This is a genomic window from Trueperaceae bacterium, assembly GCA_019454765.1.
Taxonomy (GTDB): Bacteria; Deinococcota; Deinococci; order Deinococcales; family Trueperaceae; genus JAAYYF01.
Genome location: JACFNR010000006.1, coordinates 15,771 through 40,489, shown reverse-complemented (window position 1 = coordinate 40,489; position 24,719 = coordinate 15,771). Strand labels below are relative to the sequence as shown.

Below are 24,719 nucleotides of genomic sequence, written 5' to 3'. Positions count from 1 at the left end.
GGCATGAACGCGAGTTCCCAACCGCCCGCGGGCCCCCGCCTCGTGATCGTGGGCGCCGGCCGCATGGGCGGAGCCGTCCTGCAGGGCGCCCTCGGCGCCGGCGTGATAACCAAGGACGAGGTCGCCATCTTCCACCCCAACCCCCGGCGGCTCGCGGAGCTGACGGAGCGCCACGGCGTGCCCGGCGTCGACGACGCCGGCCTCCACGACGCCGAGTACGTGCTGCTGGCGGTGAAGCCGCAGTCGTTCGCCCAGGTGGCGCCCACCATCGCGCAGCGCCACGCCGCCTTCATCAGCCTCATGGCCGGCGTCACGGCCGAGAGCATCGCCAGGCGCGTGGGCTCGCGGCGCGTGATCCGGGCCATGCCCAACCTCGGGTCGGGACTGGGCGTCGGGGCCACCTCGCTCACCTGGCTGCCCGAGGCGACGGCGGACGACGTGGCGCTGGCGCGCCGCCTGTTCGGCGCCGTCGGCAGCGTCTACGAGCTGCGCGAGGAGCTGTTCGACGCCTTCACGGGCATGGCCGCCTCCGGCCCGGCCTACGTTGCCGTCATGGCCGAGGCGCTGGCCGACGGCGGCGTGCGCGTGGGCCTCGACCGCAGCATGGCGCGCGACGTGGCGCGCCAGGTCCTGCTCGCCTCCGCCCGCCTGCTCGAGACGCGTTACGCGAGCGAGCTGAAGGACGAGGTCTCCTCCGCGGGCGGCACGGCCATCGCCGGCGTGCGCACCCTCGAGCGGCACCGACTCCGCTTCGCGCTCATCGACGCCATCGAGGAGGCCACGCGGCGCGCCGGGGAGCTGAGCCGCGAGGACGGCAGGTGAGGCGAGCCACCCGCCTCGCCTTGCGCGCCCTGCGCGCCCTGCTGGTCGTGCTGGTGGCCGGGTGGGCGGCCGCGCAGGGCTACTACCCCGCGGAGACCGGCTACAGCTGGACGTACTCGTCGGGCGAGACGCAGACGCTCTCGGGCCCGCGGGAGTTGCAGGGGCGCGAGGTGATGGTCCTCACGCATTACCTTGGCGGCCTGCCCGTCTCGGAGGATTACCTCGATTACGGGGAGGCCGGCGTCCTCAGCTACGGCTCGGCCTCGGGCGGTCAGCTCTTCCCGTACGACCCACCCATCGTCGTCTACCCGCCGGAGCCGCTCACGCCTGGCGCCAAGTGGACCAGCACGACGCAGCTGCCGGGCTTCAGCCTCACGCTCGACTCCGAGGTGGTGGGCCTGCGGGGCGTGGCGACGAGCGCGGGGCGCTTCAACGCGCTCCTCATCCGCCAGACCACGCTCACGAGCAACGGCGGACAGACGCTGCTCGACATCTACTTCGTGCCGACGGTGGGCATCGTCCGCTTCGTGATGCAAGACGGGACCACCATCGACCTGATCGAGAAGACCTTCTAACCTGGCGGCGCGAGCCGACGCCGCAGCGCCTGGAACGTCCCGTCCATCAACGCCGCCCTGATGTCGGCCATGAGCCGCGCCATGAAGCGCAGGTTGTGGACGGTGGCGAGTTGCGGTCCGAGCGCCTCGCCCGCCTTGAAGAGGTGCCTGACGTAGGCGCGCGTGAACGTGCGGCAGGCGTAGCAGTCGCAGCCTTGCTCGATGGGACCGAGGTCCTCCCGGAAGCGCGCGTTCAGGATGTTGAGGCGGCTGCCGCCGCTCCCGCCCGCCTCGGGTCGCACGAGCAGCGTGCCGGTGCGGGCGTTGCGGGTCGGCATGACGCAGTCGAAGGTGTCGATGCCGCGCGCCACCGCCTCGAAGATGCTCGGCACGTCGCCGATGCCTAGCAGGTGCCGCGGCAGGCCCGCAGGCAGGAGCGGCAGGGTCCAGTCGAGCACGGCGTACATGTCGGCGCGCGTGGCGCCTAGGTTGCCGCCCACCGCCACGCCGTCGAACCCCATCGCCCCGATCTCGGCGGCGCTCTCCTCGCGCTGGTCCCGGAAGGCGCCGCCCTGCACGATGCCGTAGATGGCCTGGTCGTACCCGTGCAGCGCCTTCCCGTCCCGGAAGGCCGCCAGGCTGCGCCGCGCCCACCTGTGCGTGCGCGCCATCGACGCGCGCGTGTACGCCTCGTCGTGCAGGGGGCTGGTGCACTCGTCGAACGCCAGGACGATGTCGGCGCCGAGCATGCGCTGGACCGCTATCGATCTCTCCGGGTCGAAGCGGTGGCGCGACCCGTCGACGTGGCTCTTGAACCAGGCGCCGTCCTCGTCGACCTTGACGAGACCGCTGCCCGGGCTGAGGCGCCGCTTCGCGCCGCGCCCGTCCTCGCCAGGGAAGATGCTGCCGATCTTGCCGACGCCGTGCTCCACCCCGGCGCCCAGCGAGAAGACCTGGAAGCCGCCGGAGTCGGTCAGGATGGGGCCGTCCCAACGCATGAACCTGTGCAGGCCACCGTGCGCCGCCACCAGGTCCGCACCCGGCCGCAGGTAGAGGTGGTAGGTGTTGGCGAAGAGGAGCTGCGTGCCGGCCGCCGCCACGGCGTCGGGGCTCAGGCTCTTGACGCTCGCCTGCGTGCCGACGGCCACGAACGCCGGGGTGGCCACCGTGCCGTGCGCGGTCGTCAGGCGACCCACGCGGGCGGGGCCGAGCTCGCCGGTGATCTCGAAGCGGAAGGGCGCGCCCGCGTCGGCGCGCGCCGGCTCTGCGGTTGGAGCGGCCTGAGGCCGTGGTCGTCGTGAGTGTGTCATCTGAGGCGCCCGCCGGGCCCGTCATGCTACCAGAGGCGGTTGCCCGAATATTCACGCGCGAAACGTTCAGTTGTGCTACACTCTGCGCTTAGAGAGTCCGTCTCTCTGCTTGGACGCTGAGAAACCTGTCTCGTATATGGGCGCTTGAGGCAGGCGGAGCGAGTAGCGCAACCGGCCAAGATGAGTCTCCCCTCATCCACTTAGCCGTCAGAGTCCGAGCGCGGGTCCCACATGGCCCGCAGCCCGAACCGTTCGGGCAGGGGTCCTCGAGGACCCCACTTGGCAGCGATGAAGTCTGTTCTGCATTTGGGCGCTTGGAACAGATGGAGCTAGTAGCGCAACCGGCCAAGGGAGGCACCGTCACGCGGTGAAGCCGGGCGAGCGCCCCGGGACCCGAGGGTCCGGGGATGCGCATGGCGAGACTGCAAGTGCACGATGAGGGGCGCCGCGGGCGCCGGCGCGTCGACCTGCGGGCCGCGGCCGCCCTGAGCGTGGCCCTGCTCCTCAGCGCCTGCGGCACCGCCCCGGCACATACTGAGCGCGACGTGCCGCAGCCCACCGAGAGCAGCCTCGAGTCCACGGCGCTGTTCGGCGCCTTCACGTTCGGCGGGGTGTGGCAGGGGATCGACCCCATCTTGCAGCTCGAGCTCAACATCGGCAGGCGCCTCGACGTCGTGCACTGGTTCACCAACTGGGAGAACCCGTACTTCCCGGAACTCGTCGCGCTCGCCTCGCAGGGCGGCCGTAGGCCAATGATCAGCTGGCAGAGCCACAACCAGTCCAACGCCGACATCGCCGCCGGCGCTTACGACGACTACATCCGGGAGTGGGCCCGGGGGGCCGCCACGGCGCCCGGCCTCCTATACGTGCGACCGTTCCCGGAGATGAACGGCGACTGGACGCCGTGGAACGGCGACCCCGCCACCCTCCGCGCGGCCTGGCGCCGGCTGGTGACGCTCTTCCGCGAGGAGGGTGCCACCAACGTCCGCTGGGTGTTCAGCCCCAACGTGACCGACTCACCCCGGACGCCGGGCAATGCGATGGAGCTCTACTACCCGGGCGACGACTACGTGGACGTGCTCGCCCTCGACGGTTACAACTGGGGCGACGCGCTGCCGAGCGTGGGCTGGCGCTCGTTCGAGACGGTGTTCCGCGGCGGTTACGACCGAGTCACCGCGCTGGGTGACCAACCCGTCTGGATCGCCGAGTTCGCCAGCGCCGACGAGGGGGGCGACAAGAGCGACTGGGTCCGCGACATGTTCGCCACCACCGGCTTCGACCGCATCGAGGCCCTGATCTGGTTCAACGAGGAGAAGGAAGCCGACTGGCGCATCGACTCCGACCCCGCCACGCTGCAGGCGTTCCGCGAGTCCTTGGCCGCGGGCATCGTCCTCGCCGACGCCCGCTGACGGTCGCGCGAAGCGACGCCTTAACCGTCCGCGCCGGGTGTTGAGCGCGCCACCCCGAGGGTGTTACGTTCGTGAGGAAACTCACAGCGGACCGACCACGTCCGCAGCCCGGACGCCATGACGCAACCGTTCCCTCCCCCCGCCACGCGCACGCGCCCCGCGCGACCCCGGTCGTCGTGGGCCCTCCCCGCGCTGCTGGCGTTGGCGGCGCTCCTCGTCGTCCCCGCCTGCTCCGCGCCGACCGACCGCGCCGCCGACCTCCCGCACACGCCGCCGCTGGTGGGCGCGTTCATCCCGTCCGGCGTGTGGAACGACCTGGGCCCGTTCAAGGCGCTCGAACAGCGACTGGGGGGCGAGTTCGTCCTGGCTCACTGGTACGCCTCGTGGGACACCCCCTACGACCCCGTCCCGGTCGACGACGTCCTCGAGCATGGGCGTATCCCCCTCGTCACCTGGCAGGCGCACACGCAGACCCTGCCCGACATCGTGGCGGGCCGCCACGACGCTTACATCGCCGCGTGGGCGCGAGGCGTCAGGGGCGCGGCCGGCGTCGTGTACGTGCGCATCTTCCCCGAGATGAACGGCGACTGGACGCCGTGGAGCGGCGACCCCGCCACGCTGCGGGCCGCCTGGCGCCACGTCGTCGACCTCTTCAGGCGGGAGGGCGCCACCAACGTCCGGTGGGTGTTCACGCCCAACGTGACCGACGAGCCGCGCACCGCCGCCAACGCGATGGAGCTCTACTACCCGGGTCACGACTACGTCGACGTCCTCGGCCTCGACGGCTACAACTGGGGCGACGTGAAGCCGTACATCGGCTGGCGCAGCTTCGAGCAGGTCTTCGCCGAGGGGTACCGCCGCATCTCCCGCGTGGGACCCCAGGCCGTGTGGCTCGCCGAGATCGCCTCGGCCGAATCAGGCGGCGACAAGGCCGATTGGATCGAGGACATGCTCCGTTCCACGGCCTTCCCCCGCGTCGAAGCGCTCGTCTGGTTCAACGAGGACAAGGAGACCGACTGGCGCATAGAGAGCTCCACGGACTCCCTGGAGGCGTTCCGGAACTACTTCGAGGCCGCCGGGGCACGACGCGGGCTCGGCGCGGCCTCGCTTGCGAGTACCGCGCCCGCAAGGAGTAACATCGCCGGGCGATGAACCTCGCCCAGCGGCCCCCCGCCCGCCACCCCCGAAAGCGGCCTCGCTCACCCGACCACCGCCCCACCGGCGCCCGGCGCCTCTCGGCGACCCTCCTCGTCGTGGCCCTGACGGTCCTCGCGGCGGCCCTTTCGTCCACCGGCGCCGCCCAACAGGCTCCGCCCGCGGTCCCGCCGAGCCCCCCGGGCTACCGCCTCGAGGTGCTCGCCACCGGCCTGCGGCTCCCCGTGGCCGCGGTACCGCTCTACGACACGGGGGCCCTGCTCGTCGTCGCCCTGGACGGCTCGGTCTTCCGCTACCAGGACGGACGGGTGGAACCCGACCCGTTCCTGTCGCTCGCCGGGCGCGTGACCGGGCTGCTGGGCGAGCAAGGCCTGTTCTCCGTCGCCCTCGAGCCGCGGGAGCGAGCGGCGGCGCGAGGCGGGCCGGCGCATCTCGTCGCGGCGTTCACGGAGGCGGGCACGAACGACCTCGTCGTCGCCGCCTACCCGCTCCTGCCGGACCTAGACGGAGCCGACGGGGAGGGCGAGGTGGTGCTCCTGCGCCAACCGATGCCGCAACCGTTCCATCACGGCGGCCAGGTGGCCTTCGGACCGGACGGCATGCTCTACGTGAGCATAGGCGACGGCCAGCAGGACCCCGCCTACCTGTATGACCGCCCGCACGCGGCGCAGGACCTGAGCTCGCTGCGCGGCAAGGTCCTGCGTCTCGACCCGTTCCCCCAGGGCAGCGCCGCACCGTACGCGGTGCCGTCCGATAACCCGTTCACGCCGGCCACGAACGCGGCGGCCGCCGCCGCGGGCGCGCGCGGCGAGGTCTGGGCCTACGGCTTCCGCAACCCGTGGAAGTTCACCTTCGCGCCCTCGGACGGCGCGTTGCTCCTCGCCGACGTGGGCGAGGACCGCTGGGAGGAGATCGACCTGGTGGCGGCGGGCGCCAACTACGGTTGGCCCGTCCGCGAGGGGCCCGAGTGCTTCCACCACCCCGAGGACGGCACCCTCGTCGCCGGCGACTGCGAGGCGCTGGCAACCGTGGCGCCCATCGCCTACTACGGGCACCCCGGTACCGACGAGGCCGGCGGCAAGTCGGTGGTCGGCGGCGTGGAGGTCACCGACAGGGAGCTACCGTCCCTGCGGGGGGCCTACCTCTTCGGCGACTTCATCTCGGGACGGCTCTGGGCCCTCGACAGGGCCACCGGCGAGGTGCGACCGCTGCTCGAGCGGGCGGGGGCCATGCTGGCCATCGTCGCCGGACCCCAGGGCGAGGTGCTGCTCCTCACCGTCGACGGCACGCTGGCGCGCCTGCGGGAGGCGCCGGCCGAGTAGTCCACCCGCCGCCGCGCGTCAACCGACGCCGCCCCCGCCATCGCTCGGCGGCTGCGCGGCCTCGCCGTAAAGCCGGTGTCGCACGGCGTCGTACAGGTCGCGGTCGTCGATCCCGAAGCTCTGCACCAGCTCCGCCGTGACGAAGTATGCCTGACCGACCGTGAGCGTGCCGTCGGCGACGAGGGTGGTGACGCCGAGCAGGGCGCGCTCCTTGTCGGTCACCGACTGCGGGTCACGGCGGTAGGCGGCGATCGTCCGCTCCAGCGCGGCAGCCAGCGGCCTCAGGTCGCCGATGGCCTCGACGAGCTCCTGGTGACGCGGGCTGATCTTGCCGCGCACGACGCCCGCCAACGGGTTGATGTAGCGCGCGTAAGCGAACCGCTCGTCGGCGCCTCCCGGCTGGGCGCGCGCCCAGGCCAGCTTGGCGGCGCCGGCGCACACGGAGAAGTCGGGGTCGAACACCGAGAAGTCGCCGGCGAAGAAGCGGCCGTTCGCGAAGGGCGACAGGGCGTCCGTGGAGATCGCCCTCAACAGCGTCAACGCGTCGCTGGTCACCTGCGACAGCCCGAGGTCCCCCGTCGGTCCGACCGCCAGCGGGTCGAGGTACGACTCGTTGAGCAGCACTCTCAGCACGAGGTCGGCGGGCACGTCGTAGGCGGTCGCCGCCTCCTCGATGTTGGCGACGAGCGGCGCCAGGCGCGCCAGCACGAGCAGACCCCAGCTCGACAGGGGCTCGTACTCGTCGGCGGGGCCGGCGAGGAGCCGCGGTCGGTCGGCCGGTCGCGCCACGTCCGCGACGCTGCAGAACGCCGACACGCCGTGGCGTCCCGTGCCGGTCGTGACGACCTTCAGGCCGAGGGCGGCCTGCGCCGACCCGAGCAGTTCGGTCCCGGGCGGGAGCGCGGCCACCGGTCCGGTGACGGCGCGTGTGTGGGCTACGACGGCGTCCGCTGCCCCGGCCGCGCTGGCGGCTTCCCCCGCCCCGTCCGCGGGGCCCGCGTCGGCACCCAGCGTGGCCACCACGGCGCCGACCACGGCCCCGATGCCGTCGCCGATGCCATCGGCGGCGCCCTCGGCGGTACCGGTGGTGGCGACCGCCGCGTCGGGGCGGGTGTCGGCGTGGCTGTCGGCGCCCGTGGCGGGCGCACCGCCCGTGGCGGGCGCACCGTCCGCTGCCGGTACGCCGCCGCCGGCTGCGTCCTTCATGGGGGTCGCGGCATCGGCCGTGAGGCCTGCGTCAGGCACCAGGCCCAGCACGCTGCTGCCGGCGAGGGGGAGGGGCAGCTGCTGGTGCTGCGACTGCAGCACGGGAACGGACTCGTTGATGAGGCGCCACGTGTCGCGGTAGCCGGGTCTGGAGTCGCCGGCGATCCAGGCGGTGAGCCCGAAGATGCCGACGGCGAAGGACATCAGGCCGCCGGAGGCCCCGAGGAACCTGGCTTGCGTGCGCTTGGCCGTGCCCGCTCGCGGGCGCACCCACGTGATGGTGGCGCGAGGGTCGACCTCCTTGCGCCCCACGAAGCGCGCGGTGGCGCGGAGCGCACCGGTGACGAACGTGACGGCGTTGAAGACGCGCAACAGGCCGAGCGCTAGGACGGAGCCGGGGATGCGGCGCCACATCCACCGCTGCAGCGGCGCGCCCGACCGGCCGAGCCCGCGCCCCTGCCGCCAGAAGCCGAGCGTGGTGAGCAGGCCCGTGGCCAGCAGGTCCACGCCCAGCCAGACGAGCATGCCCCTCAGGGGCGTGCCGTGACCGGGCAACGCGAAGTTGAGCCCCAACGCGAGGGGCAGCATGAGGAGGAGCAGGAGGAGGCCGAGGAGGTTCTCGAACTGAGCGGCCAGCAGGGTGAAGCGCACGTTGCCGTGCAGGCCGCGCCAGACGGGACGCACGAACAGGCGCTTGAGGGCGTTCTCGACCCCACCGCCGTTCCAGCGCTCGATCTGGCGCAGGTAGCCAGGTAGGGTGGGTGGGTCGTCGGTGTACATGAGGGCGTCGCTGACGAACCTGGCGTCGCCGCCCCGGCGCAACACCACGGGGTGATCGCCGGTGACGGCGTCCAGGGGCAGCTCCTCGCCGTCCACCACCACACGGAAGCCCCGCTCGGCCAGCTCGGCGCCCGTGACCGGCTCCGCGGCGAGGGGCTCGTTCTGCACGGCGAGCGTGAAGTCGTGGTCCTCGGTGAGCGTGTCGGAGGGCATGGGGAAGCACTGGCGCCGCGCCGTGAAGCCGCAGCCCACGACGGTGTACAGGCGGGAACGCCCGAAGACGGCCCCGTCCCCGAGCCGGGTCGTCTGGCCGAGCCGCAAGACCGTCGAGATGGCGTACTCGGCGGCGCGGGCGTTGTGGATGAGGCTCGCCATCGGCCTGCCGTCAACGGGTGGCGCCGACATGACCGAGCCCGATTGGATGGCGTAGTCCTCGAGCACGTAGAGCGTGGCAGCGCCACGACCCCTGCGCCTGAGGCGGTAGAAGTGACGCCTCAGGCCGCTCAGGAAGCCCGGGTCGAGGACGGTGTCGCCGTCCACGACGAGGACGCGGTCGGTGTTGAGCAGACCGCCCTCGAGCGCGGCGTTGATGCTGTCTGACTTGGAGAGCGGCAGCGCGTGGTCCACCACCGCGACCGTCGGCCCGCCCGTGAGGAGCCACCGCTCGAACGTGGCGGTCGCGGCGGGCACGTGCCCTTGATGTACGAGCCGGTAGCCGTGCTCCGTGAGGGTCCGTCTCACGACGCCGCCGGTGTCGTCGGTGCCGCCGTTGATGCTGACGACGAGCTCGTCGAAGGGGGTGGTCTGCTCGAGCAACGAGGCGAGCGCGGAGGCGGCCCCGAGCTCCTCGTTGAACATGGGCGCTATCACGCCGACGCGGTCGGGACCGAGGACGGGCAGCGACGCGTCCCTGGCCAGGCTGAACAGCGCGTTGGCTATCACGGTGGGGGTGGCGAGTAGTCCGGGGATGAAGGGCACGGGGATCGGTTCCTCGGTCTTGCTATATCACGCGAAAACTGACGAGTTTCTGTCAGCCTTCGTCCAGCAACGTTACCGGGGCGGGGACCTCGACCGGCGCCTCCGGCCGACACCCGCGGGCGCTGCGGGCGCGACGGGCCGGTTAAGGGGCGTTCACCTTCACCGTGCTCAACATGTGCGAACTCTCACACTTCGTCTGCTAAGATGCCGCGACTGGGAGGTGCAGATGGCTCTGCACATCAGCGGCAAGCTCATCGCCCTCGGGCTGGTGATCTCCGCTCTCATCACGGCCTTCAGCGCGCCGCGCGTCGACGAGGTCGAACCCACCGGGGCGCCAACGCCCGTCGAACTCAGCATCGAACCGCGCGCCGAAGTCCTCGCCATGCGCGGCAGCTCTCCCGCCACGCCCCCAGTGCAAGGCCCGACCGCCAACCCGGTCTTCGTGTTGCGGGCCACTGGCTACAACTCCCACGCGAGTCAGACCGACGCCACGCCGTTCATCACCGCCACGGGCGTGCGGACCCGTTTCGGGATCATGGCCGTGAGCCGCGACCTGCTCGGCTCCGACCTGCCGTACGGTTCGCTCGTCCGGCTCCGGGACCTCGGCAACTACCACACCGGCCGCGGCGTCGGCGCGTTCCAGGCCCTGCTCGACGACCAACTCTTCATCGTCGAGGACACCATGCACTCCCGCAAGTCGCAGCAGGTGGACGTCTGGTTCGAGTCGTACTCGCAGGCGGTGACCTGGGGCGTGCGCAAGGTCGAGGTGGAGCTCGTCCGTTACGGCCGCCACGGCCCCGAGCTGCTCCCCGCGCTCGCCTCCGGTTTCGAGGCGGCGCCCATCCTGCTGGCCGCGCGCTAAGCTCGCCGCGTGCGGGCGCTCGTTCCCTACCTAGCCTGGCGTCACGTGCGGCGCCGCGGGCTGCAGTCGGTGCTCACGGTCACCGGCGTGGCGGTCGGCGTGGCCGTTCTCATCGTGGCGTTGTCACTCACCAACGGCTTCATCGACGAGCTCATCACGAGCACCCTGCGCGCCACCCCGATGCTCAGCCTCCAGAGCTTCATGCCGGGCGAGACGCTGCCGGAGGACCCCGAGCTGCTGGCGACCCTCGGGGCCGAACCTGGCGTCACGGCGGTGGCGCCGTTCCTATCCGGCCAAGCCCTCATCGCGCGGCGCGCCAGCCAGGCGCTGGGGGTGAGCGCCCGGCAGGGCTTCACCCAGATCGTCGGCATCGACACGGCGCTGGAGACGGCCGTGCTCGACCTGCCGGTCCTGGCAGCGCAAGCCGGCGCTCTCGACACGGCCGGCGGGATCGTGCTTGGCTCGACGCTGGCGCTGTCGCTCGGAGTGGTCGTCGGCGACACCGTGATGGTGCGCGACATCTCGGGCGCCACGGCGCAGTTCGAGGTGGCGGGCACCTTCCGCGTCGGCAACGAGCTCATCGACTCGGTGACTTCTTACATGTCCCTCGCCAACCTGCAGGCCTACCTGGGCGAGGAGGGGCGCGTCACTGGTTACCACCTGCGGCTGGCGGAACCGACGACGGCACACGCCGTCGGGCTCCACCTGGCCGGCAAGTACTCTCTTCGCCCCTTGAGCTGGGAGGGCCTCTTCGCCAGTCTCATCTCGCAGCTGCGGCTGCAGAAGGCCGTCATCGGCGTTGTCGTCTTCCTCATCGTGATCGTCGCGGCCTTCGGCATCACCAACGTGCTCGTGCTCACCGTCAACGAGAAGACCGAGGACATCGCCATCCTGCGCGCCCTGGGGGCGTCCGAGGGCCAGGTGTTGGCTACGTTCACGCTGCAGGGCTTCCTGCTGGGTGGCGCAGGCACGCTGCTCGGCGCCCTCCTCGGCCTCGGCGTGGCCGCCTACTTCCGGTTCCAGCCTTACCCGCTACCGGGGGACCTCTACTTCATCACGCAACTGCCGGTGCAGTTGCAGCCGTGGGACGTGACGTGGGTCTGCGGCGTCACGTTGGCCACCAGCGTGATCGCCGGCCTGCTGCCGGCGCGGCGCGCCGCCCGCCTCGACCCCGTGGCCGTGCTGCGCTGATGGCCGGACCGCCAAGGGAGCGCGCCGACGGACCGCCGAGCCCCGAGCGCGCCTGGGACTACCTGCTGACGATACTGGCGCGGCGCATGTACACGACAGCCGAGCTCGCCGAGAAGCTGCGCCGCCGGGGGGTGCCCGAGGGCCAGGCGCGCGAGCTCATCGACCGGTTGGTCGAGTTGCGACTCGTGGACGACGCGGCCTACGCGGCCATGTACGTCGACTCGCGCGCCACGGCGCGCGGGCGGCTCGGCCTCGGGCGCGAGCTGGCGCGCAAGGGCGTGCCGCGGGCGCTCATAGACGCGCAACTGAGCGACCTCACCCCGGACGCGCAGCGCGCCGCGGCCGCCGCGCTGCTACGGAAGAACGAGTGGCGTTACCGCCCCGCGGCCGGCACGGCCGTGGGCCCGGAGCTGCTCCGCGCCCGCGCCAAGGCGTTCGCGTTCCTCGCCAGGCGGGGCTTCACGGTGGACGCGGCCCAGGGAGCCCTGGAGGACGTGGGGTGGTTCGCGGGTGACGACTGACGCGGCTCCCAGGCGCCGCATCGTGGGTTTCGCGCGCGACGAGGAGGGGCAGTGGGTGGCCATGCTCGAGTGCGGTCACTCCCAGCACGTGCGGCACGACCCGCCGCTCGTGACGCGCGCGTGGGTGCTCACGGAGGCGGGCAGGCTGTCGCGCCTGGGAGCCGCACTCGCGTGCGTCCGCTGCCGCGACGGCGCTTGACCGCCGCCCGGCACCTCGGTAGACTCACAAGTTGCGTCGGGGCGTAGCGCAGCCTGGTAGCGCACATCGTTCGGGACGATGGGGTCGGAGGTTCAAATCCTCTCGCCCCGACCAGCCGGCGGGGCCCTTCGCGGGGTCCCGCCCATTCTCACTACCAACCCGCCTCACTACCTTCCGGTTCAACCGTGCGCGGCGAGGACGGCCAACGTGCAACGCGACACGCACACGAGGCGGCCGGCGTCGTCGCGGATCTCGACGGCCCACACCTGGGTGCTGCGCCCCTTGTGTACCGGCGTGGCGGTGGCCGTGACGGTGCCGCTCGTCACGACCCGCAGGTGGTTGGCGTTGATCTCCAGGCCCACCACCCGCTGATCGGCCCGCGCCAACGCGGCGCTCGCGCCGATCGACGCGACGGTCTCCGCCAACGCCACCGAGGCCCCGCCGTGGAGGATGCCGTGCGGCTGATGGTGAGCGGGGGTGACGGGCATGGTCGCCACCACCAGGTCGGGCCCCACCGTCTCGAGCTCGATGCCCAGGGTCGTCAACAGGGTGACGGGCTCCCGCCGGCCCGTCTCCTGCGCCTGCGCGCCAGCTCCGGCGTGAGCCGGCCGGCGCTCGTCGTGGTCGTCACCGTCCATGCCGCACCATACGCCCCAGGGCCGCCCCGGCGGCTAGGCGCGGGCGGGTTGTAGAGTGGACGCCGCGGCACAGTCCCCCGGCCGCCCCGCCCCATGAGCGAACCGCGAGCCGCCCCGCCCAACCGCCCCACCCTGGCCGGGACCCTGATGGGGCTCGCGCTGGGCGGCGGGCCGACGGCGCTGGCGTGGTTCTCCACCTTCGGACCGACCCCCACGGCGCGACTGCCGCTCCTCGCCATCTGCCTCTACGGCCTCCTCTTCGTCGGCGCCGCCACCGACCTGCGCTCTGTGGCCACCCCCGGCCGGGCCGCCACCGCGACTCGCCGGCTGCTCGCCATCGCGGCCGCCGCGGCGCTGGGCTTGGCCGCCGCAGGCATGGGGCGGTGGGAGTACGTGCTCGCTCCCGTCGGCCTGGCGGTCGCCCTGGCTCTCCTCGCGCGGCTCGGCGAGGGCGAGGGAGCCAACCGCCGCCGCAGCCTCCTCGCCGCGGCCACCACCTACACGGCCGCCACCCTCCTCGCCAACTTCACGCTCGACTCGTTCCTGCCCCTCGGCGGGTTCTTCCTGGTGAACGTCGGGACGCTCTTCTTCGGACTCACCTTCACGCAGCGCGACCGTGCGCACCGCCACGGGCGCCGGGCCGTTTACCTGATGATCCTCGCCGCCGCCACCGCCAACGTCGCGCTGGCCGCGGCCCTCGGCACGCCGCTGCGGTACGTCGCCGTGTCGTTCCTCACCATCGTCGTCTCCGAGACCGCCGACACGGAGGTGTACCAGCGCCTGCTGCGCCGCCGGTGGCTCACCCGCGTGGCCGCCTCCAACGCCGTGAGCGCGCCGCTCGACACCCTGCTCTTCACCCTGTTGGCGTTCTGGGGCGAACCGTTCGCAACGCCCGCCTGGCTCGTGCAGGTGATAGTCACCGACCTCCTGGTGAAGTACGCCAGCGGCCTCGCCGCCGCCCTGGGCATGATCGCCCTACTGCGCGGCCTCTTGCCGGGACGAGCCGCCGAGGAGTCCTGAGGGCAACCCGGGGCGTGCTAGGCTCGCCGGCACACCCCGTAGCGCCGGCCACCGCGCCAGGGCGGGAAGGACCCAGATGGCACCGTCTTCCATCCAAGAGCTAGAGGGCCTCGTGGGCAGCACCTTCGGCCCTTCGCCCTACGTCACCGTCGACCAGCACCGGATCGACGCCTTCGCCGACGCCACCCTGGACCACCAATGGATCCACGTGGACCCCGTTCGCGCCGCGGCCGGCCCCTTCGGCGGCACCGTGGCGCACGGCTACCTCACGCTGTCGCTACTGGTTCACATGGTGGCGGAGGTCGGCTTCTTCCCCACCGGCCTCAGCCTGGTCGTGAACTACGGCATCGATAGGCTGCGCTTCCCCGCGCCCGTGCGCGTCGGCTCCAAGGTCCGCGCCACGGCCGTCCTCGCCAAGCTCGAACCCAAGGGCGAGGGCCGGTGGTTGGCCACCCTTACGTGCCGAGTGGAGGCCGAGGGGGCCGCCACGCCTGCGCTGGTCGCCGACGTGCTCTACCTGCTCGTCGCCTAGGCACGCGGGCGCGACCGAACCGAGCCGTGACGGCGCCCTAGGCGGCCGCCGCCTGCACCTGCTGCGCCACCCCCAGGGCCAGTTCCTCCTCGTAGGGCCGCACCACCACCATCAGGCCGATCGACAGGCCGGCGCCCGTCGTGGCGCAGGGCACGCTGACGGCGGGGCTCCCGAGGAAGTTGACCGGCGCGGTGTTCCTCAGGATGCGGTCGTTCTCGCGGTGGTACGCCTCGTCGTCCGTGGCGATGCTGCTGGTGAGGGGCGCCACGTGCGGGATGGTGGGCGCCACCAGCGCGTCCACCCCCGCCAGTTCCGACCAGAAGCCCCGCTGGAACTCGGCGCGGGCGCGACGGAGCCTGATGTAATCCGCCGAGGGGCGGCCCTTGAACCTCACCACGCGCTGAAGCACCCGCGGGTCGAAGTCGCCGGGGCGCGCCTCGAACTCCTCCTGGTATAGGGCCCACACCTCGTGGCTGGCGAACGACCCGAAGCGCGCGTACGCCGCGGGCGCCTCGAGCAGCAGCGGCAGCGGCGCGCGCCGCACCTCGTGGCCAAGCGCCTCGAGCCGCACGAGCCCCGCCTCGAAGCCCGCGGCGGTGGCCGCGTCGAGGTCGTCTTGGAACAGCGTGGTGGGGGCCAGGAACGTGAGTCGCTCCCGCACGGGCCGCAGGGCGGCGGGGGGCTCGGCGGCCATGGCGAGGAACAGCGACCACGCGTCCGCCGCCGTGCGCGCCATGGGTCCCAACGTGTCGAGGGTGGTCGACAAGGCCATGCAGCCGTCCGTGGGTAGCCGGGAGTCGGTGACCTTCAACCCCACGATGCCGTTGACGGCCGCCGGGATGCGCACGCTGCCGCCCGTGTCGGAGCCGACAGCGGCGGCCGCCAGCCGCGCCGCGACGGCCACCCCGGAGCCCGAGGACGACCCGCCAGGGATGCGGCGCGGGTCGAGCGCGCAACCGGGGGTCCCGAAGTGGGGGTTGATGCCGATTCCCGAGTACGCCAGCTCCGTCATGTTCGTCTTGCCGAGGAAGACCGCCCCCGCGGCGTCCAACCGCGCCGCGACGGGCGCGTCCTCCGCCTCCGGCGCGCGCTCCGCCATGACCCTCGACCCGGCCGCCGTGACGTCACCGGCCGTGCCTAGCAGGTCCTTGATGGCGATCGGCACGCCCAGTAGCGGCCCGCCGCCCACGCCGTCCTCGAAGCGGCGCTTGGCGGCCCGCGCCTGCCTCAGGGCGCGCTGCGCCGTCACCACCCGGTAGACCGCCCGGCCCTCCGGGTGGGCCTCGATGGCGGCCAGGTACGCCTCGGTGACCGTCACGGGATCCAGTGAACCGTCCCTGTAACGCCTCGCCAGGTCGGTGAGCGTGAGCGACGTCAGCTGTTCGGACATGCGGCATGCTACCGCGAGGGTCCGAGGCGCCGCCCCCCTTCGCGCGGCGACCGGCGGGTCCCGTGAGCGCCGGCCACCCGCGGTAGGATGCGGCCATGCAGCGCACCCGCGCCGAACTCGAAGCGATGAGCCAGGACGACCTCGTCAACCGCGTGCTGGAACTGCAGGACATGCTGCGCGAGGGCCTGGCCGTCCGCGCGTCCCTCCACGCGGTGCTCAACACCGTCCTGAACGCCAAGAGCGACGAGGTGGCCCGCTTCGCGGAGGCGAGCGAGGCCACGCTGGACCCACACGAGCTCGAGCTCAAGCGCGCCTGGGCCGCGGCGCGCCACGCCGTCTCGAACCCGCTGGGAGCGGCGCGCAAGCGCCAGAGCGCCTGAGGGCGTCGCCTGGCCGATCCCGCCCACCGCTTGCCGGTTCCGGGCCGGCCTCACGGGACGCCGACCGGCCACGAGCGGTGGAAGCTGGACGACCATGGTGATGGGCGGGCCGCCGGAAGCGACCCGCCCATGCAATTGCCCGTTCTCACGGGCCAAGTCATCTGGCTCGGCGGGTAGGATTTGAACCTACGACCAATCGGTTAACAGCCGATCGCTCTGCCGCTGAGCTACCGCCGAACGCGCGTCCTGGCGCCTTGGCGCCGGGAGCGAAGGGAAGCTTACCAAGAGCGCGCGGGCGTTGGCAACACACACCTAAGCGGGGCGCCGCCTAGGCGGCCGCCGGCTCGGCGCGTCAGCGGCGCAACGCTCGGGTACCATCTGGCCATGACCCTAGACGACTACCAGTCAGGCGCCCGCTCCACCGCCCTCTACTCGCGAAGCGTGACCGTCCTCTACCCCGCCCTCAAGCTGGCGGGCGAGGCGGGCGAGGTGGCCGAGAAGCTCGGCAAGTTCATGCGGGACGAGGGGTACCGGCCCGGCGACGCGCTGAGCGAGGAGCAGCGGGAGAAGCTCGTCAAGGAGCTGGGTGACGTGCTGTGGTACGTGGCGAACCTGGCGGCCGACCTGGGCGTGAGCCTCGGGCACGTGGCTGCGGTCAACCTGGCCAAGCTGCAGAGCCGCAGGGAGCGGGGCGTGATCACCGGCAGCGGCGACGACCGCTGACGCTCAGCCCGCGAGCCCGCCGACTGTTCAGGCGGTGAGCAGCTCGAGCAGCACGCGGGCCTGGTTGTGTTCCTCGTCCTTGGCGCTGTAGACGAGCGTCAGGTTGCCGGACTTGGCCATCTCGCCGATGCGCGCGAGCTCCTGGTTGCCCTTGAGTTCCTTCCGGTAACGCTCGCGGAACTCGGGCCACTTGGCGGGGTCGTGCCCGAACCACTTGCGGAGTTCCGTGCTGGGGGCTACGTCCTTGGCCCACCAGTCGATGTCGGCTTCCTCCTTGGTCACCCCGCGCGGCCAGATGCGGTCCACCAGGACGCGCTTGCCGTCGCCGGCGCTCGGGGCCTCGTACGCTCGCTTGATCTTGATCATGACCTAAGGTTAGTCCCGCGGGCCCGGCGCGGCAGTGCCGCCCCTCACCTGCTCAACCGTGTCGGGCCACCCAGGCGGCGAAGCTCGTCATCGCCCCTTCCAGGTGCCTGGCCGTGGCCGGCTGGGTGACCACGCCGTCGGGGCCGATGAGGTCGGGCGGGTCGAGGGTGATGTAGAGCTCGGGGCGGGGCATCGGTACGGCGGCCATGAAGGCGAGCACCACGCGTAGGTGGCTCTGCATGACGGCCGTGCCGATGCGGCCGGTGGTCGCGCCCGCGATGAGCACGGGCTTCCCGGCGAACACGTTCTCGGCGGGAGGCCGGGAGGCCCAGTCGAGGGCGTTCTTGAGGACGCCGGGGATGGAGCGGTTGTACTCGGGCGACACGATCATCACCGCGTCGGCCACCGCCACCGAGTGCTTGAGGGACGCCACGACGGGCGGGCGAGTCGCCAGCAGGTCGTCGTCGTACAGGGGCAGCGCCCCGATGTCGGGGCGCTCGAACACCCAGTCGGCCGGCGCGGACCGCTCGAGCGCCAGGGCGAGCCGCTTGTTGAGGGAGCCCGCGCGCAGGCTCCCCACGAGCACCGCAACCCTGACACCCACTGGGCCACCTCCACTCTCCGCGCCGCCGACGCGCATCGCGGCATGGCGCTTAGGCGCCATGCCGCGAGGTTAACGCCTCGGGCCGAGACCCTGCGTCTCGGCGTTACGCAGGCGCGGGGCCCTCCCCCGCCGGCCGCGGGGCGGTGCTCAGCCGCACTTGCTGTAGCCGCACGCCTCGCACTTGGCGCAGCCCTCCTCGAACCGGAGGGGAGCGCCGCAATCGGGGCAACCCTTCCCGCGGTTGAGGACGTTCTCCACGCCTACGGTCTCGAGGGCCACGGCGAGCAGGTCGGCCTTGGACGCCACCATTCGACCCTGGTAGGTGCCGAACATCCCGCCGTTGATGCCGCGCAAGGTCTTCACGAGCGCCTCGGCCGGGACGCCGTACTGCAGGGCTATGGAGACGACGCGGCCGAGGGCCTCGCTGTCGGCGTTGGCCTCGTCGCCGGCCTTGCCCGAGACGATGAACACCTCGGCGGGCAGGCCGTCTTGCATGTTGACGGTGACGAAGAAGCCGCGCTTCTCGCCGCTCGGGAGCATGAGCTTGACGGCGTCCGTGAAGCCCGCGAGGCGGGTCGGGCGCGTGAAGAGCGGTTCGCCTGGCAGGTGCTCCGTGGCCGGCTGCCGCGCCGGCTTGGCTTGCGTGGCCTGACCGGTCATGCGCGGCTCGGCCGCGGACGCGGTCGGCGCGGCGATGGGCGGCGCGGTGGGTGCGGTGGCGGGCGCGGACGCTTGGACCACGGCGCCCGCGGTCGTTGCCGCCGCGGTCATGGCGCCCGCCACCATCCCCGCGTCGCTCACCGACACGGCCACGGCCGCCACGACGGCGGCACCCTGCTCGAAGGCGGGCTCCGAGGCGGCAACCGTATCGGTGGCAACCGTATCGGTGGCAACCGGATCGGCGGCAGCCTCCTTGGCGGGCGCGGAGGAGGTGGAGAGCACCTGGAACTCGCGCGAGCCGTCCCGATACACGGTGATCCCCTTGCAGCCGGTGGTGAACGCCAGCCGGTAGGCGTCGTAGACGTCGGCCGTGGTGGCGTGGTTGGGGAGGTTGATGGTCTTGCTGATGGAGTTGGCCACCCTGTCGCCGCCATCGAAGGCTCGCTGCACGGCGCCCTGCATCCGGACGTGGCTGGCGGGGCTGATATCGTGCGCGCACACCATCACGCGCCGCACCTCCTCCGGCACGAAGTGGAGGCCCTGCACGGAGCCGTGGTTGGCCTGCACGGCCGCCACCACCGCGTCCCAGTCCCACTTGCCGTCCTTGCGGAAGTCGGGCGGCGGCGCGTGCTCCTCGAGCAGCTCCTGGAAGAGCGGGTGGATGAGCGCGTGGTAGTCGGTGCCGATCTTGCGGTAGATGAACGGCGCGAACACCGGCTCGACGCCCGACGACACGCCCATCAGCATGCTCGTCGTGCCCGTGGGGGCGACGGTGAGGATGGCGACGTTGCGGCGCGCCACGCTGAGGTCGCTGATGTCGTAGAGCGGGAACGCGCCGCGCTCCTCGGCCAGCGCCACCGAGGCGGCCGCCGCGGCGTTGCGGAGCGCGCCGATGATGACGCTGACGGCGTCGCGGCCCTCCTCGGTGTCGTAGCCGTACCCCATGAGGATGAGGGCGTCCGCGAGGCCCATGACGCCGAGACCCAAGCGCCTGAGCTTCATGCTCATGTCGCGGTTGTCGTCGAGCGCGAAACGGTTCACGTCGAGGACGTTGTCGAGGAAGCGGACGCTGGTGGCAACGTCGGCCTGGAACGACTCGAAGTCGTAGCCGGCGAGGCCGGCGTCGCGCCGGGTGACGTAGGCGGCGAGGTTGAGGGCGCCCAGGTCGCACGGCTCGCCGGCGTAGAGGGGGATCTCGCCGCAGGGGTTGGTGCTGCGGATGTCGCCGAGGGCGCTGCGCATGGGGTTGTGCTCGTTGATGCGGTCGACGTAGATGAGGCCGGGCTCGCCCGTGGCCCAGGCGTGCTGCGCGATGTCCCACAGCTTGCCGCGCCCGTGCTCGCCGCCGGCACCCGCCATGAAGTCGTCGGTGACCAGGACGGACATGTTGAAGGTGCTGATGTCGCCCTCGGCGCGCTCGCGGTCTAGGTCCTTGGCGGTGATGAAGTCGTCGACGTCGGGGTGGGTGATGGCGAGGGTGGCCATGCCGGCGCCGCGGCGCGTGTTGTGAGTCACGAAGCCGCCCGCCAGGTACGTCTTGTTCTCGTCCACCGACAGGTCGAGCGTGAGGGCGCGGCCGGCAGGTTGCACCGAGACGACCTTCACGTAGTACTCGGCGTAGTCGAACCCGGGAAGCTGCTCCTCGAGGCCGTGCTTGGTCCTGAGCCGCTCGAAACCGGTGGCGGTCAGGTTGCGCTCGGCGCGGATGTAGCGCGATGCGTCCTTACGGAAGGGTGTGAGAGCCGACGGGCGTCCCTTCACTCCCACCGGGGCGGCAGCGACAGCCTCCTGCAAAAGCGAGGGTGCGTGCGGCAGGACCCAGGCGTGCTCCTTGGAGGTGTCGGGGCGGTGATCGGCGGCGGCCGCCAAGCGCGAGCCGTCCATGTAGCCGATCCGTTCGAGCCACCTCTCGTGCCCTTTGTGGCTGACAACGGTCACGTGGTGGACCGCGTGTCTGGAGTAGCGGTCAACGCGGGTTCCCACGGAACGCCGCTTGCTGGGGATGCCGAGGCCCGCGAGCATGGTGGCCACGTCCTCGGCGAGGAGACGCGACGCGGTGCTGAGGACCGGCATGCCGTGGGTGATCGTCCCGTCGGCCTCGTAGAGCCCCCTCAGGAACGCCCCGACGACAGGCCTCGGCGACATCCGCACGGCCCTGGGGATGCTCAGCGCGCGCGCCTTGGGCTTCGCTAGACCGTTGACGGCCAACCAGTCGATCAGGTGAGCGGTCTTGGCGACGAAGACGACGCTGCGGTCGTCATCCTTCTGCTCGACGGCCACCTCCACCCCGAACAGCTCGCGGAACAGGTCCGGGGCCTCGGTCATCATCGGCGAGTCGTGGCTGACGGCAAGACCTACCCGACCACTGCTAACGAAACCGTCGCCCCATAGATAGCCGAGGAAGAACGCCAAGCGCTCGGTCAGCACCTCGGGCATCGAGATGGGGTTGGCGTTGTGGTGCGGCGCGTCGACCGGCTGCAGGGCCACTGGCGCACCTGTGTGCTGATCGAGGACCTGGATGACGTGGTCGCCCGGCTGGAGGTGCCCGAACTCGATCCACTCGCGAGCACCGTCCTCGCGTAGCACCTTGACCTTGTGGTTGGGGGTGCCGCGGAGGGACTGACCGTTGGCGAACATGACGCGAAGCGTGTCGGCGGCGCCGTTGTTGTAGCCGCGCGGGCTCGTCTTCCAGCCCTCGTCGGTGGCGACCTTCAGGTGGTGGTCCTGCCAGCCGCTCTGGTGTGCGTCGACGAGTTCCGACAGCCTGAGCGTGCCCTTGCTGGTGTTCACCAGGGTGTCGGGGTGGAGGCAACCACCCTGACGTATGGCCCGAAGCGTGGGCGCGAAGACGTACCGCAGCGTCGCCACGGGCCCCGCGAAGCGGGCGCCACCCAGGCGGGCCCAGACGGCGAAGTTGTCGTACACCTCGACCGCGAACGAGGAGGGCCCGCTCGAGGTGCCGCCGGAGCCGGCCACGGGCGTGCCTTCGGCGCGCAGGTCGGAGAGGTCGATGACGATGTCGGCGCCGGCCAGGTTGGCGATCACGGCGTCTGCGGCGGCGCGCCAGATGTCCTCGACCGAGTCACCAACGAGGCGCACGGTCACGCCCGCCGGCAGGGCGGTCCGCTCCACGAACGTGCCGGCCCGGTAGCCGCGGGTGACCATCTCGCCCCTCACCAGGTCGAGGAAGGTGCCGGTGGCGACCTTCTGGTAGTCGGCGTGGGCGCGGTCGATGGTCAGGTAGAGGCGGCCGGTGACGCCGTCGAAGTGGCGCTTGGGCCCGATCGGGTCGAGGTTGACGCCGTTGCCGCCGCCGACCTTGGTGACGAGCGCGAGCTTGGTGGCCAAGTGGAGCACCCACGCGTCGGTGCCGACCTCCTGCGGGCTGCCGTCTTGCACGAAGCAGTTGAGGACGTTGCCGTGGTGCGTGGCGGCGCCGGCGAGCACGCGGCCGCCGGGGCAGAAGCGCTTGTCGATCATCAGCCGGTAGTAGCGCTCGGCCTGCTCGTCGCGCACGGCGGCGCGCTCGGGCATGGCCACCCAGTCCGCCACGCGGCGGAACATGTCCGCCACCGACTCCTCGCCGGGTTGGAAGTACTGCCTCTTGGCGATGGCGACGGCGTGGGCGTCGAAGCCCGCGTTGGCGGGCCCCAAGTCGGCGGACTGTTGGTCGTGCATGGCGTTCCTCCCGGACGGCGGGCGGCCGTGGCCGCCCGCATTGGTTGACTGTCTGCGCCCCTCGCGGGAGCGTGGTCGTGCGCCCTACTGGCCGGGCCGGACCCCTCCCAGGTACTAGCCCTTGTGCCTACTACGCTACAGCCTACAAGCGCTTGACCGATGAGCCATCCGTCACAGCGCGGCTCGGCGGACCTGGCAGCGCCCCTCCCGCCGAGGCTTCCCCGGCAAGGGAGGTCATCGCGGCCGGGCTGGGAGGGCCCGACCGTCAGCGTCACACGAGCCGCACCCTACCACCCGGGTCGAGCGCGGAGCAACCTCCGTTGGGCCTTGTGGATACAAGTACGAGCCGGCACGCACGCGCGCCGTACCACATGTGGTACGCGGCCTCCCGGCTGCGCCGCGGACCCGGCGTGCCCCTAGTGGCGGAAGTGCCTCTCCCCCGTCATCACCATCGCCAGGCCGAGCTCCTCCGCGGCGGCCACGATGGTCTCGTCCTGGACCGAGCCGCCGGGCTGCACCACCACCGCGACGCCCGACTCCGCCACGGCGTCGACCCCATCGCGGAAGGGGAAGAAGGCGTCCGACGCGCACGCACCGCCCGCCGCCCGTCCCGCCGCCTTGCGCACGGCGATCTCGGCGGCATCGACGCGGCTTTGCTGCCCCGCACCGATGCCGACCGCCACGCCGCCGGCAGCCAGCACGATGGCGTTGGACGAGGTGGCGGCGCACACGAGCTGAGCCATGACGACGTCGCGCCACTGCGCCTCGCTCGGCTGTCGCGTCGTGACGACCCGCCAGGTCGCGCGGTCGAGGGTGACCGCGTCGGGCCGCTGCACCAGGAAGCCGCCGTCGACCCGCCGCAACTCGAGGCCCGCCGCGGCCGGCGCCGCGACCTCGAGCACGCGCGTGTTCTTGCGCTTGCGCGCCAGCAGCTCGAGCGCCTCGGGCGAGTAACCGCTCGCCAACAGGACGTCGGCCTTGGGGCGCGCCACGATGAGCTCGGCGAGCGCCAGGTCGACCGGTCCCGGCAGCGCCACGACGCCGCCGAACGCCGACTTGGGGTCGGCGTCGAACGCGCGCGTGTACGCCTCCGCCAGGTCGGCGCCCCACGCGGCACCGCACGGGTTCGCGTGTTTCACGATCACGCACGCGGGACCGTGAGCGGCGAGCGCGTGCGCCAGCCGCCAGGCGGCCTCCGCGTCGAACAGGTTGAGGTAGGACAGGGCGAGGCCCGAGTGCAGCGTGGCCGCGTCCCAGATGGAGCGCGCACCCACCTCGCGGTAGCGGGCGCCGGCCTGGTGCGGGTTCTCGCCGTACCGCAGCACCTCCGCCCGCTCCAACGCGACGTCCAGGTGGCGGGGGAGCTCCTCGCCACGCCCCAGGTAGGCCACGATGGCGGCGTCGTAGGCGGCCGTGTGCGCGAACGCCTCCAGCGCCAGTTCGCGCCGCTCGTCGAGGGTGATCCCGCGCGCGAGCGCCTCCAGGACGCGCGGGTAGGCGTCCGGGTTCACGACCACCACCACGCTCGCGTGGTTCTTGGCCGCGGCGCGCACCATGCTGGGACCGCCGATGTCGATCTGCTCGACCGCCTCGGCGTCCGTCACGCCCGGGCGGGCGACCGTCTCCCCGAACGGGTAGAGGTTGGCCACCACCACGTCGATGGGCACGATGTCGTGCCGCGCGAGCTCCGCCATATGACCGGGCTCGCGCCGCGCCAGGATGCCGCCGTGCACCTTGGGGTGGAGCGTCTTGACGCGGCCGTCCAGGATCTCCGGGAAGCCGGTGGCGGCCTGCACGGCGGTGGCTGGGATGCCCCAGCCGCGCAGGGCCGCGAGCGTGCCGCCCGTGCTCACGATCTCGAAGCCGAGCCCCACGAGCCCGCGCGCGAGGGGCTCGAGCCCGCGCTTGTCCGAAACGCTCACCAGGGCCCGCTTGGCGGCCCCACCTTCCACGGCAGTCATGGCGCTCCTCCTCCTCGATACGGCGGCGGCCACTCGCTCGGAGTGGCCGCCTCTACTCGCGGTTGCCCGGACGGTCAGTTGGCGGCGCCGGGGGTCGCCTCGGTGGCGCCTTCCGGCGTCGCCTCGGGGGCCTGGTCGGGGGCAGCGCCGGCGGCGTCCTCGCCCGCCGGCGCGGCGGCGCCACCCTGGTCGGCGCCCGCAGCCTCCGGCAGCGAGTCGGTGGGCAGCACCAGGTCGGGCTGCGCCGTCTCGACGATGGTCATGGCGGCGCGTTGCTCGGCCAGCCAGGCGTTGCGCTCGGCCTGCCGCTTCTGCGACAGCACCGCCTGCTCCACCTGGGCGTGCACGTCGGCGAGGCTCCGCACGCGGGGCGCCACGCGGTCGGCCACGAGCACGACGAACGTCTCCTTGGTGAGGACCGGCGCCTCGGCCACCTCGCCGTCGCCGGCCACGTCGCT

Annotated in this window: 22 protein-coding genes, 2 tRNA genes, 2 pseudogenes and 2 riboswitches; of the genes and pseudogenes, 14 read left to right on the top strand and 12 right to left on the bottom strand. The window is 72.2% G+C overall.

Going from position 1 to position 24,719, the window contains the following annotated elements:
* The first annotated feature begins 3 nt into the window (after positions 1–3).
* Positions 4–822, top strand: a complete 819-nt coding sequence (proC, locus tag H3C53_03210) for a pyrroline-5-carboxylate reductase (GenBank protein ID MBW7915683.1) — start codon at positions 4–6, stop codon at positions 820–822.
* Positions 819–1,397: a hypothetical protein gene (locus H3C53_03205; GenBank protein ID MBW7915682.1), complete on the top strand. Its 579-nt coding sequence runs from the start codon at positions 819–821 to the stop codon at positions 1,395–1,397. Before proC ends, H3C53_03205 begins: the two co-directional genes overlap by 4 nt.
* On the opposite strand, the gene tgt is transcribed toward H3C53_03205, so the two are convergent.
* A complete protein-coding gene (gene tgt / locus H3C53_03200) occupies positions 1,394–2,686 on the bottom strand; it encodes a tRNA guanosine(34) transglycosylase Tgt (GenBank protein MBW7915681.1) in 1,293 nt (430 codons plus the stop codon). The two genes, H3C53_03205 and tgt, sit on opposite strands and share 4 nt — an antisense overlap.
* Positions 2,687–2,788: 102 nt before the next feature.
* Positions 2,789–2,872: riboswitch (cyclic di-GMP riboswitch) on the top strand.
* An 86-nt stretch (positions 2,873–2,958) separates the two neighbouring features.
* Positions 2,959–3,042: riboswitch (cyclic di-GMP riboswitch) on the top strand.
* Between the two features lie 57 nt (positions 3,043–3,099).
* On the opposite strand from tgt, the gene H3C53_03195 reads away from it, so the two are divergent.
* The 3 genes from H3C53_03195 (at position 3,100) to H3C53_03185 (ending at position 6,572) form a co-directional block, all read left to right on the top strand.
* Complete coding sequence (locus H3C53_03195; GenBank protein MBW7915680.1) at positions 3,100–4,095, top strand: hypothetical protein; 996 nt, start codon at positions 3,100–3,102, stop codon at positions 4,093–4,095.
* Positions 4,096–4,212: 117 nt separating this feature from the next.
* Positions 4,213–5,247, top strand: coding sequence for a hypothetical protein (locus tag H3C53_03190; protein ID MBW7915679.1), 1,035 nt, complete (start codon positions 4,213–4,215; stop codon positions 5,245–5,247).
* Between the two features lie 101 nt (positions 5,248–5,348).
* Complete coding sequence (locus H3C53_03185; protein ID MBW7915678.1) at positions 5,349–6,572, top strand: PQQ-dependent sugar dehydrogenase; 1,224 nt, start codon at positions 5,349–5,351, stop codon at positions 6,570–6,572.
* Positions 6,573–6,590: 18 nt separating this feature from the next.
* Here H3C53_03185 and H3C53_03180 read toward each other — a convergent pair whose 3' ends face one another.
* Entirely contained in the window at positions 6,591–9,536 is a 2,946-nt protein-coding gene (locus tag H3C53_03180) for a transglycosylase SLT domain-containing protein (GenBank protein ID MBW7915677.1), read from the bottom strand.
* A gap of 226 nt (positions 9,537–9,762) precedes the next feature.
* Between H3C53_03180 and H3C53_03175 the strand changes: the two genes are divergently transcribed.
* The 5 genes from H3C53_03175 to H3C53_03155 all read left to right on the top strand — a co-directional run bounded on the left by H3C53_03175 (position 9,763) and on the right by H3C53_03155 (position 12,423).
* Entirely contained in the window at positions 9,763–10,398 is a 636-nt protein-coding gene (locus tag H3C53_03175) for a hypothetical protein (protein MBW7915676.1), read from the top strand.
* 9 nt (positions 10,399–10,407) lie between these two features.
* On the top strand, positions 10,408–11,589 hold the full coding sequence (locus H3C53_03170; protein MBW7915675.1) for an ABC transporter permease: 1,182 nt from the start codon (positions 10,408–10,410) through the stop codon (positions 11,587–11,589).
* Positions 11,589–12,110: a regulatory protein RecX gene (locus H3C53_03165; protein MBW7915674.1), complete on the top strand. Its 522-nt coding sequence runs from the start codon at positions 11,589–11,591 to the stop codon at positions 12,108–12,110. Before H3C53_03170 ends, H3C53_03165 begins: the two co-directional genes overlap by 1 nt.
* Positions 12,111–12,171: 61 nt before the next feature.
* Positions 12,172–12,309 carry a DUF3565 domain-containing protein gene (locus H3C53_03160; GenBank protein ID MBW7915673.1) on the top strand — a complete coding sequence of 46 codons (138 nt, stop codon included), beginning with the start codon at positions 12,172–12,174 and terminating at the stop codon, positions 12,307–12,309.
* A 37-nt stretch (positions 12,310–12,346) separates the two neighbouring features.
* Positions 12,347–12,423 (top strand) — tRNA-Pro (locus H3C53_03155).
* A 65-nt stretch (positions 12,424–12,488) separates the two neighbouring features.
* On the opposite strand, the gene H3C53_03150 is transcribed toward H3C53_03155, so the two are convergent.
* The gene (locus tag H3C53_03150) at positions 12,489–12,947 is read right to left on the bottom strand and encodes a hotdog fold thioesterase (protein ID MBW7915672.1); all 459 of its coding nucleotides are present in this window, start codon (positions 12,945–12,947) and stop codon (positions 12,489–12,491) included.
* Between the two features lie 375 nt (positions 12,948–13,322).
* Here H3C53_03150 and H3C53_03145 point away from each other — a divergent pair, with 375 nt between their 5' ends.
* Together H3C53_03145 and H3C53_03140 are read left to right on the top strand one after the other, a co-directional pair.
* The gene (locus H3C53_03145; protein ID MBW7915671.1) at positions 13,323–13,967 is read left to right on the top strand and encodes a VUT family protein; all 645 of its coding nucleotides are present in this window, start codon (positions 13,323–13,325) and stop codon (positions 13,965–13,967) included.
* 76 nt (positions 13,968–14,043) lie between these two features.
* Positions 14,044–14,499 (top strand): MaoC family dehydratase, encoded by a 456-nt coding sequence (locus H3C53_03140; GenBank protein MBW7915670.1) that lies wholly within the window; start codon positions 14,044–14,046, stop codon positions 14,497–14,499.
* 37 nt (positions 14,500–14,536) lie between these two features.
* On the opposite strand, the gene H3C53_03135 is transcribed toward H3C53_03140, so the two are convergent.
* Positions 14,537–15,889 carry a hypothetical protein gene (locus H3C53_03135; protein MBW7915669.1) on the bottom strand — a complete coding sequence of 451 codons (1,353 nt, stop codon included), beginning with the start codon at positions 15,887–15,889 and terminating at the stop codon, positions 14,537–14,539.
* 95 nt (positions 15,890–15,984) lie between these two features.
* On the opposite strand from H3C53_03135, the gene H3C53_03130 reads away from it, so the two are divergent.
* Positions 15,985–16,269, top strand: a complete 285-nt coding sequence (locus H3C53_03130) for a hypothetical protein (GenBank protein ID MBW7915668.1) — start codon at positions 15,985–15,987, stop codon at positions 16,267–16,269.
* A gap of 162 nt (positions 16,270–16,431) precedes the next feature.
* Here the strand turns inward: H3C53_03130 and H3C53_03125 are convergent.
* A tRNA-Asn gene (locus H3C53_03125) sits at positions 16,432–16,506 on the bottom strand.
* 147 nt (positions 16,507–16,653) lie between these two features.
* Here H3C53_03125 and H3C53_03120 point away from each other — a divergent pair.
* Entirely contained in the window at positions 16,654–16,992 is a 339-nt protein-coding gene (locus H3C53_03120) for a nucleoside triphosphate pyrophosphohydrolase family protein (protein MBW7915667.1), read from the top strand.
* Positions 16,993–17,019: 27 nt separating this feature from the next.
* Here H3C53_03120 and H3C53_03115 read toward each other — a convergent pair whose 3' ends face one another.
* The 7 genes and pseudogenes from H3C53_03115 to H3C53_03085 all read right to left on the bottom strand — a co-directional run.
* Positions 17,020–17,358: a DUF488 domain-containing protein gene (locus H3C53_03115; GenBank protein ID MBW7915666.1), complete on the bottom strand. Its 339-nt coding sequence runs from the start codon at positions 17,356–17,358 to the stop codon at positions 17,020–17,022.
* Positions 17,359–17,410: 52 nt separating this feature from the next.
* Positions 17,411–17,998 (bottom strand): NAD(P)H-dependent oxidoreductase, encoded by a 588-nt coding sequence (locus H3C53_03110; protein MBW7915665.1) that lies wholly within the window; start codon positions 17,996–17,998, stop codon positions 17,411–17,413.
* Between the two features lie 111 nt (positions 17,999–18,109).
* Positions 18,110–20,506 carry an adenosylcobalamin-dependent ribonucleoside-diphosphate reductase gene (locus H3C53_03105; protein MBW7915664.1) on the bottom strand — a complete coding sequence of 799 codons (2,397 nt, stop codon included), beginning with the start codon at positions 20,504–20,506 and terminating at the stop codon, positions 18,110–18,112.
* A gap of 3 nt (positions 20,507–20,509) precedes the next feature.
* Positions 20,510–21,259 (bottom strand): annotated as a pseudogene (locus H3C53_03100) (ribonucleoside-diphosphate reductase).
* A 174-nt stretch (positions 21,260–21,433) separates the two neighbouring features.
* Positions 21,434–22,300: pseudogene (locus tag H3C53_03095) on the bottom strand (ribonucleoside-diphosphate reductase).
* A gap of 416 nt (positions 22,301–22,716) precedes the next feature.
* Positions 22,717–24,261: a bifunctional phosphoribosylaminoimidazolecarboxamide formyltransferase/IMP cyclohydrolase gene (gene purH / locus H3C53_03090; protein ID MBW7915663.1), complete on the bottom strand. Its 1,545-nt coding sequence runs from the start codon at positions 24,259–24,261 to the stop codon at positions 22,717–22,719.
* A 74-nt stretch (positions 24,262–24,335) separates the two neighbouring features.
* Positions 24,336–24,719: hypothetical protein (locus H3C53_03085; GenBank protein MBW7915662.1), on the bottom strand; the 384-nt coding region annotated here is incomplete at its 5' end.

Excerpts from the sequence above, each read along its gene's own strand:
- proC (MBW7915683.1), top strand. The coding sequence starts at position 4 with ATGAACGCGAGTTCCCAACCGCCCGCGGGCCCCCGCCTCGTGATCGTG.
- tgt (MBW7915681.1), bottom strand. The coding sequence starts at position 2,686 with ATGACACACTCACGACGACCACGGCCTCAGGCCGCTCCAACCGCAGAG.
- H3C53_03195 (MBW7915680.1), top strand. The coding sequence starts at position 3,100 with ATGGCGAGACTGCAAGTGCACGATGAGGGGCGCCGCGGGCGCCGGCGC.
- H3C53_03190 (MBW7915679.1), top strand. The coding sequence starts at position 4,213 with ATGACGCAACCGTTCCCTCCCCCCGCCACGCGCACGCGCCCCGCGCGA.
- H3C53_03175 (MBW7915676.1), top strand. The coding sequence starts at position 9,763 with ATGGCTCTGCACATCAGCGGCAAGCTCATCGCCCTCGGGCTGGTGATC.
- H3C53_03165 (MBW7915674.1), top strand. The coding sequence starts at position 11,589 with ATGGCCGGACCGCCAAGGGAGCGCGCCGACGGACCGCCGAGCCCCGAG.
- H3C53_03160 (MBW7915673.1), top strand. The coding sequence starts at position 12,172 with ATGCTCGAGTGCGGTCACTCCCAGCACGTGCGGCACGACCCGCCGCTC.
- H3C53_03150 (MBW7915672.1), bottom strand. The coding sequence starts at position 12,947 with ATGGACGGTGACGACCACGACGAGCGCCGGCCGGCTCACGCCGGAGCT.
- H3C53_03145 (MBW7915671.1), top strand. The coding sequence starts at position 13,323 with ATGGGGCGGTGGGAGTACGTGCTCGCTCCCGTCGGCCTGGCGGTCGCC.
- H3C53_03140 (MBW7915670.1), top strand. The coding sequence starts at position 14,044 with ATGGCACCGTCTTCCATCCAAGAGCTAGAGGGCCTCGTGGGCAGCACC.
- H3C53_03135 (MBW7915669.1), bottom strand. The coding sequence starts at position 15,889 with ATGTCCGAACAGCTGACGTCGCTCACGCTCACCGACCTGGCGAGGCGT.
- H3C53_03130 (MBW7915668.1), top strand. The coding sequence starts at position 15,985 with ATGCAGCGCACCCGCGCCGAACTCGAAGCGATGAGCCAGGACGACCTC.
- H3C53_03120 (MBW7915667.1), top strand. The coding sequence starts at position 16,654 with ATGACCCTAGACGACTACCAGTCAGGCGCCCGCTCCACCGCCCTCTAC.
- H3C53_03115 (MBW7915666.1), bottom strand. The coding sequence starts at position 17,358 with ATGATCAAGATCAAGCGAGCGTACGAGGCCCCGAGCGCCGGCGACGGC.
- H3C53_03110 (MBW7915665.1), bottom strand. The coding sequence starts at position 17,998 with ATGCGCGTCGGCGGCGCGGAGAGTGGAGGTGGCCCAGTGGGTGTCAGG.
- H3C53_03105 (MBW7915664.1), bottom strand. The coding sequence starts at position 20,506 with ATGGACGGCTCGCGCTTGGCGGCCGCCGCCGATCACCGCCCCGACACC.
- purH (MBW7915663.1), bottom strand. The coding sequence starts at position 24,261 with ATGACTGCCGTGGAAGGTGGGGCCGCCAAGCGGGCCCTGGTGAGCGTT.